This is a genomic window from Amazonocrinis nigriterrae CENA67 (assembly GCF_016056305.1).
Taxonomy (GTDB): Bacteria; Cyanobacteriota; Cyanobacteriia; order Cyanobacteriales; family Nostocaceae; genus Amazonocrinis; species Amazonocrinis nigriterrae.
Window position 1 is genome coordinate 65,445 of sequence record NZ_JAECZC010000062.1, and the last position, 13,978, is coordinate 79,422.

General features: G+C 41.3%; 13 protein-coding genes and 1 tRNA gene. 3 read left to right on the forward strand and 11 right to left on the reverse strand.

Going from position 1 to position 13,978, the window contains the following annotated elements; all coding sequences use genetic code 11:
- Nucleotides 1-40: 40 nt before the first annotated feature.
- Complete coding sequence (locus I8748_RS25225; protein ID WP_198127269.1) at nucleotides 41-1,060, reverse strand: zinc-dependent alcohol dehydrogenase family protein; 1,020 nt, start codon at nucleotides 1,058-1,060, stop codon at nucleotides 41-43.
- Between the two features lie 258 nt (nucleotides 1,061-1,318).
- On the opposite strand from I8748_RS25225, the gene I8748_RS25230 reads away from it, so the two are divergent.
- Nucleotides 1,319-1,391, forward strand: a tRNA-Val gene (locus I8748_RS25230).
- 51 nt (nucleotides 1,392-1,442) lie between these two features.
- Here I8748_RS25230 and I8748_RS25235 read toward each other — a convergent pair.
- The 7 genes from I8748_RS25235 to I8748_RS25265 all read right to left on the reverse strand — a co-directional run bounded on the left by I8748_RS25235 (nucleotide 1,443) and on the right by I8748_RS25265 (nucleotide 8,909).
- A complete protein-coding gene (locus tag I8748_RS25235; RefSeq protein WP_318781263.1) occupies nucleotides 1,443-1,751 on the reverse strand; it encodes a helix-turn-helix domain-containing protein in 309 nt (102 codons plus the stop codon).
- A 17-nt stretch (nucleotides 1,752-1,768) separates the two neighbouring features.
- Complete coding sequence (locus I8748_RS25240) at nucleotides 1,769-4,657, reverse strand: type I restriction endonuclease subunit R (RefSeq protein WP_198127270.1); 2,889 nt, start codon at nucleotides 4,655-4,657, stop codon at nucleotides 1,769-1,771.
- 59 nt (nucleotides 4,658-4,716) lie between these two features.
- Entirely contained in the window at nucleotides 4,717-5,331 is a 615-nt protein-coding gene (locus tag I8748_RS25245; RefSeq protein WP_198127271.1) for a Uma2 family endonuclease, read from the reverse strand.
- A 45-nt stretch (nucleotides 5,332-5,376) separates the two neighbouring features.
- Nucleotides 5,377-5,745 (reverse strand): type II toxin-antitoxin system VapC family toxin, encoded by a 369-nt coding sequence (locus tag I8748_RS25250; RefSeq protein ID WP_214662743.1) that lies wholly within the window; start codon nucleotides 5,743-5,745, stop codon nucleotides 5,377-5,379.
- Nucleotides 5,723-5,983 carry a hypothetical protein gene (locus tag I8748_RS25255; RefSeq protein ID WP_198127273.1) on the reverse strand — a complete coding sequence of 87 codons (261 nt, stop codon included), beginning with the start codon at nucleotides 5,981-5,983 and terminating at the stop codon, nucleotides 5,723-5,725. Before I8748_RS25255 ends, I8748_RS25250 begins: the two co-directional genes overlap by 23 nt.
- Before the next feature lie 68 nt (nucleotides 5,984-6,051).
- Nucleotides 6,052-7,290 (reverse strand): restriction endonuclease subunit S, encoded by a 1,239-nt coding sequence (locus I8748_RS25260; RefSeq protein WP_198127274.1) that lies wholly within the window; start codon nucleotides 7,288-7,290, stop codon nucleotides 6,052-6,054.
- Nucleotides 7,287-8,909 (reverse strand): type I restriction-modification system subunit M, encoded by a 1,623-nt coding sequence (locus tag I8748_RS25265; protein ID WP_198127275.1) that lies wholly within the window; start codon nucleotides 8,907-8,909, stop codon nucleotides 7,287-7,289. The genes I8748_RS25260 and I8748_RS25265 overlap by 4 nt, the downstream gene beginning before the upstream one ends.
- Before the next feature lie 82 nt (nucleotides 8,910-8,991).
- Here I8748_RS25265 and I8748_RS34715 point away from each other — a divergent pair, with 82 nt between their 5' ends.
- Nucleotides 8,992-9,141: a hypothetical protein gene (locus I8748_RS34715; RefSeq protein WP_214662744.1), complete on the forward strand. Its 150-nt coding sequence runs from the start codon at nucleotides 8,992-8,994 to the stop codon at nucleotides 9,139-9,141.
- A 454-nt stretch (nucleotides 9,142-9,595) separates the two neighbouring features.
- Here I8748_RS34715 and I8748_RS25275 read toward each other — a convergent pair whose 3' ends face one another.
- Nucleotides 9,596-10,372: a WGxxGxxG-CTERM domain-containing protein gene (locus tag I8748_RS25275; RefSeq protein ID WP_198127277.1), complete on the reverse strand. Its 777-nt coding sequence runs from the start codon at nucleotides 10,370-10,372 to the stop codon at nucleotides 9,596-9,598.
- Between the two features lie 831 nt (nucleotides 10,373-11,203).
- Nucleotides 11,204-11,479, reverse strand: coding sequence for a hypothetical protein (locus tag I8748_RS25280; protein ID WP_198127278.1), 276 nt, complete (start codon nucleotides 11,477-11,479; stop codon nucleotides 11,204-11,206).
- Between the two features lie 388 nt (nucleotides 11,480-11,867).
- Here I8748_RS25280 and I8748_RS25285 point away from each other — a divergent pair, with 388 nt between their 5' ends.
- Nucleotides 11,868-12,995, forward strand: a complete 1,128-nt coding sequence (locus I8748_RS25285; RefSeq protein WP_198127279.1) for an alpha/beta fold hydrolase — start codon at nucleotides 11,868-11,870, stop codon at nucleotides 12,993-12,995.
- Nucleotides 12,996-13,015: 20 nt separating this feature from the next.
- On the opposite strand, the gene I8748_RS25290 is transcribed toward I8748_RS25285, so the two are convergent.
- On the reverse strand, nucleotides 13,016-13,960 hold the full coding sequence (locus I8748_RS25290; protein ID WP_198127280.1) for a M48 family peptidase: 945 nt from the start codon (nucleotides 13,958-13,960) through the stop codon (nucleotides 13,016-13,018).
- Nucleotides 13,961-13,978 lie beyond the last annotated feature (18 nt).

Here is a 13,978-nt window from a genome sequence, read left to right on the forward strand (position 1 = left end):
ACATCTGGCCCATTACCCATTACCCATTACCCATTACCCATTACCCATTACCCAGCTCAATTACAACTTTACCGAAGTGAGCAGCACTTTTAAGGTAAAGATAAGCTTGTCTTGCTTCACTGAAAGGGAAAACTTGATCAATAATTGGGTGAAGTTGATGTTGAGCGATCGCCTGATTCATCGCTTCAAACATTTCCCGGCTACCCACATAGATCCCCTGAACTGCTAAACTCTTAAACAAAATTGGCATGGGGTCAATTTCATTTCCTCTACCGGACAATACGCCAATCAAGCTGACACGTCCCCCAATGCAGACTGCTTGTAAGGATTTTGGTAGAGTCCCAGCACCGCCTACTTCCACCACATGATCTACACCTGTGCGGTTAGTCAGTGTATAAACTTGCTTTTCCCAGTCTGGTGTGATCTTGTAGTTGATAGTCTCGTCAGCACCAAGTTGTTTGGCTCGTGCTAATTTTTCATCACTGCTAGAAGTCACAATCACCCTAGTGCCATGTATCTTAGCAAACTGAAGAGCAAAAATCGAAACGCCGCCAGTACCGAGTAACAAAACACTGTCACCTGCACCAATATTGCCCTTTGTGACCAAAGCGTGCCAAGCTGTGAGAGCAGCACAGGGCAAAGTTGCACCTTCACAATAGGATAGGTGGTCAGGTAATAAAACTAAACCATCTTGGTGTAAAACGACATACTCAGCGAGCATCCCATCGATACCACCTCCCAAATCCGATTTCATTTTCTCTCTGGTCAAAGAGCCATAAATCCAGTTTTGGAAGAAAATACCAGCCACGCGATCGCCTATCTTCACCCGTGTGACACCTTCTCCCACCGCTACTACATCCCCTGCACCATCAGACAGAGGAATCACCGGATATTTCACCCCTGAACCATAGGCTCCCTCAGTCACTAGTAAATCGCGGTAATTTAGCGATGTGGCTCGAACTTTGATCAAAACTTGCCCCGCTGCGGGTTGGGGTTGGGGGCGATCAACTAACGTCAAAGCATCAACGCCAGCATTGCTTTGAATCTCGTAAGCTTTCATATATTGGGAGTCTTGTAGTTCAATAACTTGACTTGGGTGGTAGAGCGATGCCAAGGGCAACGTCTTCTCCTTCAAAGACGAAGGGCGCGAACGACGAACGCACCGACTGACTGCGCTGCTTTTCTCAAGAATACCTTGAACAGATAGGGGTTAAGCCAGATGACTACAAACATATGAATACCTAAGAGAAAAAATTTTTCCCCAAGTACTTGCACTTTTAAAAAAATTGTGCTAATCTTATTTATTGTGTGGTGCAGCGGGTGGTTAGCTCAGTTGGTAGAGCGCCTGCCTTACAAGCAGGATGTCACTGGTTCGAGTCCAGTACTACCCATGAAAGAAAAGTCGCTATTTTGGCGGCTTTCGTGACTTTATTGTACAGTGACTAATTGTTTGTCATCAGTGACAGATTATTGTCGTAATGACTTTTTAATTGTCGTTGTGACAAATTAGTGTCTTGAAAGCACCGATGACTAAGTTTTCCTTTATCAGCCCTACCTGTCTGAGTGAATCCGACTAAACCATTCTCCTCCCATTTTTTTACTAAACGCTGCACCGTTCGGACTGTCACACCCAGTTTTTCCGCAGCCTCCTTCAATTTCTGCCCATAAGTTGTGCGATCGCATGGTTCGAGCAAACTTTGTATCACTTCTAGCTTGAGTTGGGCTTCCTCTGATAGTTCTGTAACAATCACATTCGTCTCAGACCGTTTTATTCTTCCTCGCCAAGCTCACCAAGAGCGTCATCAAATTTGTTGATGATGTCGAGTAATTTTGATACGACTCGCGCAAAGATTTTTTTACGATCTAATAATTTGGGTTTTTCGCTACAAGCACTCAGCACAGTTTCTCTTAATGGCTCTTTCCCAGAAAATTTGTAGTCGGCAATCATTTGATTAACAACTTCGACCTTGAGATTTTCCTCTATACAAAGTTGCTGAATTGCTTCAACACGTTCTTGAGTCCAGAAGTCTTGAAAGACAGTTTCAACTTTTTCTTCGGGTTCAAGGGTGGGTAGTCGCTCTTCGATAAATTTCTCCAGCAGATCCCGTTTACTTCGTAATTGGGCTTCCTTACCAATGAGTTCAAGGATAGAAGCTTTTTGGCTCTGGTACTCTTCTGGCGTGACATCTGCTTGCCGATCGCGCTGAAGGTTAGCTACCAGCTTGAGAATATAGGCGACATTGATTTCGTCTCGCTGGATCAGTTCCAGTTCAAAATCAACTTCCTCAACCAAAGATTCTTTCTCGTCATCGGGTTTGGATCGCGTTCTATCATAGATGTCCAGATATTTGCTTTTATAATCTTCAAAGGTTTGTTCATCCAGATTCAAGTCAGAAAAACTAAATTCAGTAAATGATTTACTTACATTCTGTAAACGGATAAGATTACGAAAGGCTTTAACAAACTTAACTTGGTCGTCTTCACTAATCAGCTTATTGACATCGTTAGGGATAGTGGCGATCGCTCTCAGTTCTTGCACACCTTCATTAAATTTCTCAATGTAGTAATCGTAGGGTTCAATGAAAATTTCTTCATTAGCGTCGGGATCGGAAAAGAGGGCAACGGCTTGATCGGTATTTTCCTTAAGATTGCGAAAGCAAACAATATTTCCTTGAGATTTAAGTTCGCCCAAAATGCGGTTAGTACGTGAGTATGCTTGAATTAACCCGTGGTACTTCAAATTTTTATCAACGTAAAGTGTATTGAGTTTCTTAACATCAAAACCCGTAAGAAACATATTAACCACTAACAGAATATCAGCCCGTTCCTGATCCTGAAAGTTTTCCCGATCCCTATCCTTCATTCGTTTGGAAATATCTTTGTAGTAGGCATAGAATGCCTGACTATCTCTGGCTGAATGTTGGGTTTGGTACATCTGGTTATAGTCCGCGATAAATTTATTCAATTTGTCGCGGCTATGGCTGCTGCTCGTATCTGTGCTGATATTGAAATCAGGTTCTCCAATTAAGCCATTTGCGTCTTCGTCTTCTTCGTTATCACTGGGGGTAAAAATAGTAATAACTCGTAGGTCATGTAATGCCTGTTTCTGTTTATTTTTAAATGTTTCGTAATAAGTAATTAGGGTATCTACGTTACTGACGCAGAGCATAGCAGAGAATTTTCTGCCGTGGGTTTTACGGTTATGGTTGGCAATAATCCAATCAACAATCAGAGAAATTCGGTCGGGATTTTCAAAGAATTCGGGATCTAATTTTGGTTCTGTAATGAGTGTGCCATCTTTGCGTTTGCCCGAATCTTTGACAGCGCCCCAATACTCGACGGAAAATTTAAGAACATTTTCATCAGCGATCGCATTAGTAATCACATATTTATGCAGACATTCTTGGAATAGGTCTCTAGTGGTGCGTCTACCGTGTTGATTACTGGCGGCGTTATCGGCAAAGATGGGAGTCCCAGTAAAGCCGAACATCTGGGCTTGGGTAAAGAATTTGACGATATTTTTATGAGTTTCGCCAAATTGGGAACGGTGGCATTCGTCAAAGATAAACACAATGCGCTTATCTTTCAAGCTCTCCATTGCGACTTCATGGCGTTGGGATTTTATCGCACGGTTGAGTTTCTGAATCGTGGTGACGATCAGGCTACTATCTCCAGCCATTTGTGTTACCAGTTGTCTGGTGTTGTCGGTGGTGTCTACACAGTCAGGACTAAAATAATTAAATTCTTTGCTGGTTTGGTAGTCGAGGTCAGCGCGATCGACGACAAACAGCACTTTATGTACTTTGGGGAATTGGGTGAGGATTTGGGCAGCCTTGAAACTGGTGAGGGTCTTGCCTGATCCAGTGGTATGCCAGATATAGCCATTGTTATTGGTATCCCTTACTCGCTCAATAATGGCTTCTACTGCGTAGTATTGATAGGGGCGCAGCACCATCAGCACTTTGTCGGATTCGTGCAGGACAATGTATTTGCAGATCATTTTGGAGACGTGGCATTTCTCCAGAAAGCTATCGGCAAAGTTCTCTAGTTGGGTTATGAGGTTGTTTTCTTGGTCTGCCCAGTAGAAGGTTTGTTTAAATTCTTGTTTACGGTTGTTGGCGTAGTAGCGGGTATTAACTCCGTTGGAGATGACGAAAATTTGGACATATTGAAATAGTCCATTGTCTGCGCCGTAGGAATGGCGTTGGTAGCGGTTGATTTGGTTAAAGGCTTCTTTGAGTTCCAGCCCTCGGCGTTTCAATTCAATTTGGACGAGGGGCAAGCCGTTAATCAGCAGGGTTACGTCGTACCGGTTTTTGTATTTGCCTTCCTGGGTAATTTGGTTCGTGACTTGATATTGGTTTTGACACCAATGTTCGGTGTTGAGGAATTCTAGGTAAAAGGTGGTGCCATCGTCGCGCCTGAGTTCCATTTTGTCGCGCAGGCGTTTGGCGCGGTCAAAGACGTTACCTTTATCGAGGTGGTTGAGGATGCTTTTAAACTCTGTGTCGCTGAGTTTGATGTGGTTATGTTTTTCCAGTTGGGTTTTGAGGTTGGCTTTGAAGTCTTCAGCGTTGCGAAGGGTGACAGGTTCGTAGCCTAGTCCTGTTAGACGTTCAATCAGTTTTTGTTCTAGTTCGGCTTCGGTTTGGGGCATAGGGGAATGGGGAATATAATAAAGGTATTATTTATTGCCTACTACCTATAAAATACTACCTATTCCCTAATGATGTCTGTTGGGGTTTCTGGGGTGAGGGTTAAACCGCGATAGACTTGTTCAATGGGGAAATTGAGGTTAATGCTTTTGAGTTCGATAGTGTCGCCTGGTTTGTAGTTGATAATCAACCAGTCGCCTGCGTCGTTTTTGTGATACAGGTCGATTTCAATGCTGGTAGAACTGACTAGTAGGTAATCAATTAAGGCTGGGTTTTGGCGGTACATTCGGAATTTGCCGCCTCTGTCGTAGGCTTCGGTGCTGGCGGAGAGGACTTCGACGATTAAGCAGGGGTAGGTAATATATTGGGTTGTGGTTTTGTCGCGATCATCGCAGGTGACGCTGACATCTGGGTAGGTGTAGTTATTTGTGCCGACAATATTAATTCGTAGGTCTGAAGTTGCAGTTTCGCAGCCACTCCCTTCTAAATGATTACTAAAAAATGTGATCAATCTGGCAGCAAGTAAGCTATGGTTTTTGCTACCATCGGTCATGGCATAGATACCCATAGGATAAACTTGACCGTTGATCAGTTCGTGTTTTTCTAGTTGCTGTTCTTCCCAAGCAAAGTATTCTTCGGGGGTTAAGTTTGTGGGTTTGTCTTTAGCATCGATCATTTTTGGGTAATTGGTAATACTTTGATTTTATTCGCTATCCCCTAACTAACTTTTCGTTGGCAAAGAAAGAACCTGTACTTCGCTGATTTTGGACAGTTGCTTATCATTGGTAATTAACACTGCTGCACACTCCCAAGCACTCGCAAGAATAACAGCATCAGGCATCTTTAAGCTATATTTTCGCCTTAATTGAATTGTTTTTTCGGCAATAGTCGTATCTAGAGATACTTCGATAAGAGTTTTTAGAGTTGAGCGAATTAAATTATCTTCCTGCGAAGATAAACCCTTAAAAGATAAAATCTCAATACTTGTGATGACAGAATAACCTATGTTACCGTTGGGTATGGGTTGGGTTAATTCTTGATTGAACAATGAGATCAAAATATTAGTATCAATGAGATAATCCAGTTTCATCCCACTCACTCCGAATTTGCTCTTGCCAAGCTAAAGCATTAACCCCTTGAAAAGCTGTAATTTTCCCTGAGAGTTGGTTAATGGGATGCTCTGAAGTATGATCAGGATTAGATTGACTATCAATTGGTTGACTATGGAGTTTTTGACTCAGATATTGCAAAATCTCCTGTTGCTCTGTCAAAGATAATTGTTCAATTAAACTAAATACTTGTTCTTTGGTAATTTGCAAGTTCAGCATTGCTTAAATCTCCATATTTTATATTAGGTAATGGGTAATACCTTTATTTTATTCCTTGTTTTCTTTTTTCAAATAAACAGTTTTTGCAGTGAGCCTTTTTTGAATTTTTCGGTTTGCTCGATTTGGCGGGAGAGGGTTTCGATTTTGTGATCGATGGCGGCTATAAAATTAGTTATTTTCTCTTGTTCGTTTTCAACTGGGAATGGAACAGATAAAGTATAAAAATCTTTTTCTCCAATGTTTAATAGTCCATCCATTCTCGCAGAAGAAGAAATAAGTTTGCGAAGTTGTCTATCTAGAATGCCTGTTAAAAAATATTGAGCAAAAAAAGACTTAACGCCATGAGTTAATTGAAAAGTTCTATAAACAAATGGAATTAAAGCCTCTTCATATTCTTTCATTAGATAAATACAACCATAAGGAAAAGCTTTAGATGCACCTCTGTTATAAGAAAATTCACCCTTGTGTATCAAAGTGTATTTATCTAAGCTTGAACCAGCTATAACTTGATTAAATCTTTCTTTCTGGTCTAAAAACCCAAAACCAGCAGAAATAGACATTACTGGAAGTTCTTTTTCAAACTCAAGAGTTCTTTTTATAGGTTTTGCAATATCACTTAACTTTTTCCTTTTCCAATCAGGGAAGGGGGAACCGATCGCATCTTTAAACCGAATTTTCTGAGAAAAGATTTTTTGCATTACGCCGCGTTTGTAGGTCTGCAAGAGTTCCTGCTTGCGGCGGAGTTGGGTTAGACGGCGATCGACTGCCCCCAACAAACTAGCAATCTTTTCTTGTTCGGCGATCAAAGGTCTGACAACAACTAATCTTTTCAATTGGGAAATATCTAATTTGCCAGTTCCAACATTTGTACTAGATACCAAAGATTTTATGAGATTTTCTTTAGACTTAAACCAGTAGAACAAAAAAGGTAGTTCTCTCTTGTTTCGGATATTTAAACATTTAATATCCTGATTAAATGCCAAATCTCTACCTGCTATACCGATGGGAATACGCTTATAAAGCATCATTCCACGTACAAGAATTAAAATTGAACCTTTGGTGGCTAATTTTGAGCCATTCTCTAAGCCAAGTTGTGTTATTCTCTGATCGGAACTAAGCAAGATATCGTCATACATTGACGAGGCACTAATCCAAGGAATAGCACCACCCCAATAATCTGAATTATCTTTAGATGGTGTTCCACCTGAACTCCATTCAGCCAATTCTCCTAAAGTTTTGGGTTGCCAATCTCCTTCAAACTCAGGAAACCGCAACTGAGGCAAATTTTTGTTTAACTTCTTACTCATAAAGGTGCCTCAATCCCCAATTCCTCACAAAACCCACGAATCAGCCGATCTGTCTCCACCATCTCCAGATCAATTTCTCGAATTTCCCGCGCCACCGCGTCTAAATCAATCTCCTCCTCCTCCTCAAAGGTATCCACATAACGGGGAATATTTAAATTAAAATCATTCTCCTCAATTTCCGTTAACGGGGCGCGATAACTATACTTCTCCTCCGCCAACCGTTGCCGATAGGTAGAGACAATTTTGTCAACATCCTCATCCCGCAAATAATTCTGATTCTTCGCTTTTTCAAAATAGGCACTGGCATCAATAAATAAAATATCTTCAGGATTTTCCCGACACTTCTTAAACACCAAAATACAAGTCGGGATACTCGTCCCATAAAAAATATTCGCAGGCAACCCAATCACTGCATCTAACCAATTCCTTTCCTTGATTACATACTTGCGAATCTGCCCCTCTGCCGCACCACGAAACAAAACCCCGTGGGGCAACACCACCGCCATAATGCCATTATCATCTAGGTGATGGATCATGTGTTGTACAAACGCAAAATCAGCCTTAGAAGCAGGGGCTAACTTCCCATACTGACTAAAGCGATCATCCGACTCAAATAACTTATTCGCACTCCAATTCGCCGAAAATGGCGGATTTGCCACCACCGCCTCAAACCGCATTCCCTCATGCTGGGGGTTCTCTAACGTATCCTCCTGGCGCAGATCAAAATTGCGATAATGCACCCCATGCAAAATCATGTTCATTCGCGCCAGGTTGTAAGTTGTGCGGTTCATTTCTTGCCCATAGAAATCCCCGACTGATTCCACCTCCCTCGCCACCCGCAGCAACAAAGAACCCGATCCACAAGTGGGGTCATACACCGACTTCAGACGACTCTTCCCCGTCGTCACAATCTTCGCCAACACCTTAGACACCTGCTGCGGCGTGTAAAACTCCCCTGCCTTTTTACCTGCACCACTGGCAAACTGCCCAATCAAATATTCATAGGCATCTCCCAGCACGTCGCTCTCGGTTTCCTCTAGCCGAAAATCAATCTTATTTAGATGCACTAAAATTTTGGCAATCAAAGCATTTTTCGCCTTCGGAGTCCGCCCCAACTTCGTCGAATTCAGATCCAGATCCTCAAACAAATGATCAAAATCTTCCTCACTTTCCTTGCCCATTGTGGAGCGTTCAATACTGTTAAGCACCTGGGCGAGATCATCCAAAATAAAATTTGACGACTCAAAATCCTCATCCCTCAAATTTTCTTCATGGGCTTTTTTCGCCCCTAACGCCCGCTCCGCTAAAGAACTGAACAATTCCGACGGCTTCAGAAAATATCCCAGCGTGGCGATCGACTCGTCCCGAATCGCCTCTATATATTCTTGCCCCTCCTCCGAAGATTCATCAATCTTCAGAAAGTCAATGCCATCTTCGGCTAAAACTTCATTGGCATAAAGATGCTGCCGCTCAGAGAGGTACTTATAGAAAATAAATCCTAAGCAATAATCCCGAAACTCATCAGCATTCATCTTGCCCCGAAGCGAGTCGGCAATATTCCAAAGCTGGGTTTCTAGTTTTTTCTTGTGTCCGTTTTGTCCGTTCAGTCCGTTCGTCATTTATCTCTCGTACTGGGCGATCGCTAGCACCGCCAAGAAGTGGTATCTGAGCAACGTATAGACTAACACACAAGATGATTCGTTGGTACAGTGCGTAAGTCCTAATATTGTGCTAGATGAGCATGGCAAGTTTATAGTGATTGACCCGCGTGACAAAACGCCGCTAAAGATACTAATTGCTTACCAGGAATCAAAACCTCAACTTTGCGATCGCATTTTTGATATTTGCTAATCAAGTTGACTCTAACTCTTCTATGCTCATTGTCGAATTTCACCTTCTGCTTTACCAAAGTTACTTTTCGTTCCCTTAGTAAAAGTTACGCTACGCCCCGGTTCTGCATCCTTAACCGTATCATCAAAGGTTAGCGGAAGTTGCTGAAGGAATAACCCAACCTTATCAAGCTACGAATCACTTGTGCGATCGTAGTCAGTAATTTGACCTCGATATTTGAGCAACGCCTAACGGCATAAAGCCACGAATCATAGCAAAGGTGAAAACCCTTAACTGAGGAAGGTTTATTGACAATTGACGCAAAATCTGCGACTTTTGGGGACTAGATAACATTGCGATCGCCAATTTTACCCCAACTTGAGGATGTGGCGTTTGCCCTGGGGCGCTACTTCACCGCAGTGGCTCCCCAGGGCAGAAGACACAGCTAGCTTAGCTACGCTAACGCCACGACCAATTAATATTTAGTACCAGAATTTACTCTATCAGCAGGATCGCGATAAACTTTAGGTTGTTGTCGATTACGAGCTAAACCTGCTAAACCTGCTAAGCCAAGTAAACCTAACCAACCCCAATCAGAGCCGTCTTCGTTCCTCTGCTCACTATCTGTTTGATAGCGTGTTGTATCTGTATTTGTTTCATTGCCTGTAGTACCAGTGCCAGGAGCCGTATTTGTCGTAGTACCAGTACCTGTAGTACCAGTGCCAGGAGCCGTATTTGTTGTAGTACCAGAACCTGTTGTACCAGTACCAAATGTACCGTCAGCACCAGTACCAGGAGCCGTATTTGTTGTAGTACCAGAACCTGTTGTACCAGTACCAAATGTACCGTCAGTACCAGAAGTTGTGCCAGAACCTGTAGTACCAGTACCAGGAGCCGTATTTGTTGTAGTACCAGAACCTGTTGTACCAGTACCAAATGTACCGTCAGTACCAGAAGTTGTGCCAGAACCTGTAGTACCAGTGCCAGGAGCCGTATTTATTGTAGTACCAGAGCCTGTAGTGCCAGTACCTGTAGTACCAGTGCCAGGAGCTGTATTTGTTGTAGTACCAGAGCCTGTAGTGCCAGTGCCAGAAGTTGTGCCAGAACCTGTTGTACCAGTGCTGGAGCTGGTGCCAGAACTAGAACCAGTTCCACCACTTTGAGCAGAAACTGACATAGATAACGGTACAGCTATAAAACTTAAAGCGAACAGACCCGCGAAAACAGATTTGGATAAGTGAGAAGATCTCATGATTATGGCCCCTTAGATGTTCTAAATTCCTATGGTTTATTTGTTTACTCTTGGACGCTTTGGCATTTGCTAATAATAAACAGAGAATCTGCCAAATATACTGGCTCTACTACACAAAACTTTAACCATCTGTGCAGATTTGAAAGCTTATTGTCATCTTTTCAATAAGTTTAAAACCTGAATATTTTAGGTTCAGCTAATATCTATTAGCTATAAATACAGATGTTTAGACACAAGAAAATTGTTGAATACATGCAATTTCCAAAGAGCAACTAGACATCCACATGTAACAGATAATAACTTGATAGAAAAACAAAACTTTCTATCTGAAGATGCAAATGCTTTATTCCAAAAGAATTAAGTTATTATTCCAAAGTGCTTTCATTCCTAATAATTGCTAAATTCAGCCAATAATAAATTAATGACTTTGTTAAATCTAATGTTTAACAAAGTTATAGCATTTGAAGTATGGCAAAGTGCTGAGAAGCCAGTGTAAAGAGCGCGGTTTCCCGACAGCCGCGCACCTAGCGTTAGAAAACAAGTTTTTTTTTACGGCTTTGAGCAATTAGCAGTTTCCTAAACTATGCTTCGACTGCTATATGTAGCAATCCTATTTGAGTTGTGAAAAATATAGATTAGGAAACGAACCGCCAAGGACGCCAAGGACGCAAAGGAAAGAAGAAAGAGAGATATAATTTTCACGAGTGATTTAGGACTGCTATATTTGAGGACAAGGACTAATCATCAAACATGAGCAATAATCGGCTTGAAACGTACTCCCTGTTTTCTGATATGTTAAATTGATTTATTTCTCTACCCTTGGCTGAACACTTAAGTTAAAATTTTTGATGCCAAAATAGCAATTAATACGGCAAGACCTAACGCTCTGCGAAAATAATTAACCCCCTCAAATAATTCCAGCCAAGCCCAAGTAAACAGGGAGCCATTTGACAGTACTTCTAACACTGTATTAATTTTGCCAGTCGTAAAAATTAAAGTCAGTATAGTGGTTACTGCCCAAACAATCAGGGGTAGATTTGGCATTTGAGCTACAACAATTTTGCCCTCGCTGTCACGAAAGGTTTTATCAAAGAGTGTACTTTCCATAGCTTTTATTTCCTAGTCAGTTAAAATTGGCAATTTACGAAATATACCAAGTGGGTGATTGACAATATGCTTACATTTAAATGTAAGTTACTAAATGTTATTAAAACATTAAAACAATATACTTACCAAGCATCTAATTGCTGAAATGAGAATCATAAAATATATTCATTTATGAGTATATTCCAAGGTATACTCACACTCAATTCGCCAATATCTCTTCCATCGTACACATGGTTTTCAAGCCGAGTATGGAGGGTGGTTCCCATGCTGAGGTTAACAAATTACCAAGTGAGGACAATAGGTATAAATCATCCTTGAGGTTGAAAAATTCAGAAGTGCAAGTATGGTATGAAGCTAAAGAACAACGCAGTTAAAAAGGTTCAGGCTCATGCTGTTCATGCCTCATAATTTTCTGCTCGTCTGGTTGGCTCAACTACTGTCAGTTGGGGTACTTGGTACTGGAATCTATCTTATTTATGAGTGGTATGAACGGGAATTGGTAGGAACAGCATATTTAGTAGGCGGACTGGTAATGGTTTTGTGGACTTTTGCTGGTCGCTTTATCAGTTTACCTCTGCTACGTCGTCCTGGAGTAGAAGAACCTAAATTCATGCGTAGTAAAACTGTCAAGCGCTTATCACAACCAGATGGTAGCGTATTGCAAGTAGAGTTTTTTGGGCCATCAGATGCCCAACCAATTATCATGTCACACGGCTGGGGGCCCAACAGTACAGTATGGTACTATGCCAAACGACAACTAAGCGATCGCTTTCGAGTGATTGTTTGGGATCTACCAGGGTTGGGAAAATCCTCTAGACCAAAAAATAACGATTACTCTTTGGAAAAATATGCTCGCGATTTAGAAGCTGTTATTAGCATTGCTGGAGATAAACCTGTTATTCTGCTAGGGCACAGTATGGGTGGAATGATTAACCTGACATTTTGTCGACTGTTTCCAGAGCAGTTGCGGCGACGGGTGGCAAGTTTAATCTTAGTGGATACTACTTACACTAATCCAGTCAAAACTTGTATATTTAGTAGTTGGGTACGCAAATTGCAAAAACCCCTGCTCGAACCTTTGTTATACCTCACTATCTTGCTATCACCCATTTTGTGGTTGATGACTTGGCTTTCCTATTTCAATGGTTTACTGTATATCAGTGTAGAATTGTCTGGTTTCACTGGTACTGAAACACGCGGTCAACTCAATTTTGCAAGTTTGTTATCAGCGTTGGGTTCGCCTGGTGTTTTGGCTCGTGGTACCCTGGCAATGTTCAAGTTCGATGAAACACAGACATTAGCAAAAATTAACGTTCCTGTTTTGGTTGTCTCTGGTGCTTCAGATATAGCCACTAAACCTGTTGCAAGCGATCGCATGGTAGCAGAATTACCTCATGCTCAAAAAGTTACTATCAAACCAGGTGGACACATGGCGTTGATGGAGCAAAATCATCAATTTGCCGAAGCTGTTAACGCATTTTGCAACCGTGAAAGCGATCGCCATATAATCGAGTAATATCAAGTTCGCTTAATTACTTATAAAAAGCGACTAGATGCCAATTTTGTCAACCATCTTGATGCTTCGTCATACGATTTGAACTGGCTTTCACTGGCACGGAACTCTTTTGTATGAACCATTTTTTTGCCGTGAACTAACTTCGTGCCGTAATACTTATGCAACAATTCGTGATACAACACAAACTTAACTACAAATTCAGGTACTTTAGGATTATCAAGGGTTAAACTCATCACTACCCTATCTCTAGCTGTCTCATAGTGTCCAAATTTACGGTAAGTGTTAATTCGGCTCCATGCTAGACGCGGTTTGGCAAGACTTGCCGCGAAATATTCATGGTTAATTTTATTAAATAACTCATCTAGGTTATAAAACTTTCCTTGTGGGTTTTCTGCCACTACTTCGATAATCAAATCAAGCTCTGACACTACATTAGTGTATCCTTCTGTATTGACAAATGATCTGATTAGTTGCGTATTCTGTTGATTCTTGCCAAAAAGAGCAGACTCCACTAATGCTTGCAATACTACTTTTGGTGCATTGATAAACCCTTCACTAATCATGATATTAGCTGTGCTATTATTTCTTTTTCCCTGATATAGCCCAGCTAAATTAGTTATGCCTATCATTAGTTGGAGCGACTTTTGACCACGTTGATTCAGGATTTCTTTGGCAGTTGACAACACATAGCTACTAGCTCTTAGGTGAAGTTCCAAATAATGTTCATTTGTCAAAAACTTGATCCATGAGTAGATTCTACGGGATGGAGGAGTCAGACTTGCTGGGGTTGCTTGTTGGTTATAACATATTTTTTCAATTGTTGTTGCTGTTATAATTAAATTTTGATTTAATTGTTGTATTTGAGTTGATTCATAATTAGCTTCAGAAGCTAAATTAAAAACTTTCTGCAATATATTATTTTGTTGCAGTTTGATATTTTTCAGGCGAATACCTTCAACGTTCATTTGATATTTTAATATAAA

What these genes read in the sequence shown, in the direction of transcription:
- I8748_RS25260 (WP_198127274.1), bottom strand. Translation starts at nt 7,290, where the DNA reads ATGAGTAAGAAGTTAAACAAAAATTTGCCTCAGTTGCGGTTTCCTGAG.
- I8748_RS25290 (WP_198127280.1), bottom strand. Translation starts at nt 13,960, where the DNA reads ATGAACGTTGAAGGTATTCGCCTGAAAAATATCAAACTGCAACAAAAT.
- I8748_RS25280 (WP_198127278.1), bottom strand. Translation starts at nt 11,479, where the DNA reads ATGGAAAGTACACTCTTTGATAAAACCTTTCGTGACAGCGAGGGCAAA.
- I8748_RS25240 (WP_198127270.1), bottom strand. Translation starts at nt 4,657, where the DNA reads ATGCCCCAAACCGAAGCCGAACTAGAACAAAAACTGATTGAACGTCTA.
- I8748_RS25275 (WP_198127277.1), bottom strand. Translation starts at nt 10,372, where the DNA reads ATGAGATCTTCTCACTTATCCAAATCTGTTTTCGCGGGTCTGTTCGCT.
- I8748_RS25285 (WP_198127279.1), top strand. Translation starts at nt 11,868, where the DNA reads ATGCTGTTCATGCCTCATAATTTTCTGCTCGTCTGGTTGGCTCAACTA.
- I8748_RS25225 (WP_198127269.1), bottom strand. Translation starts at nt 1,060, where the DNA reads ATGAAAGCTTACGAGATTCAAAGCAATGCTGGCGTTGATGCTTTGACG.
- I8748_RS25255 (WP_198127273.1), bottom strand. Translation starts at nt 5,983, where the DNA reads ATGCTGAACTTGCAAATTACCAAAGAACAAGTATTTAGTTTAATTGAA.
- I8748_RS25250 (WP_214662743.1), bottom strand. Translation starts at nt 5,745, where the DNA reads ATGAAACTGGATTATCTCATTGATACTAATATTTTGATCTCATTGTTC.
- I8748_RS25245 (WP_198127271.1), bottom strand. Translation starts at nt 5,331, where the DNA reads ATGATCGATGCTAAAGACAAACCCACAAACTTAACCCCCGAAGAATAC.
- I8748_RS25265 (WP_198127275.1), bottom strand. Translation starts at nt 8,909, where the DNA reads ATGACGAACGGACTGAACGGACAAAACGGACACAAGAAAAAACTAGAA.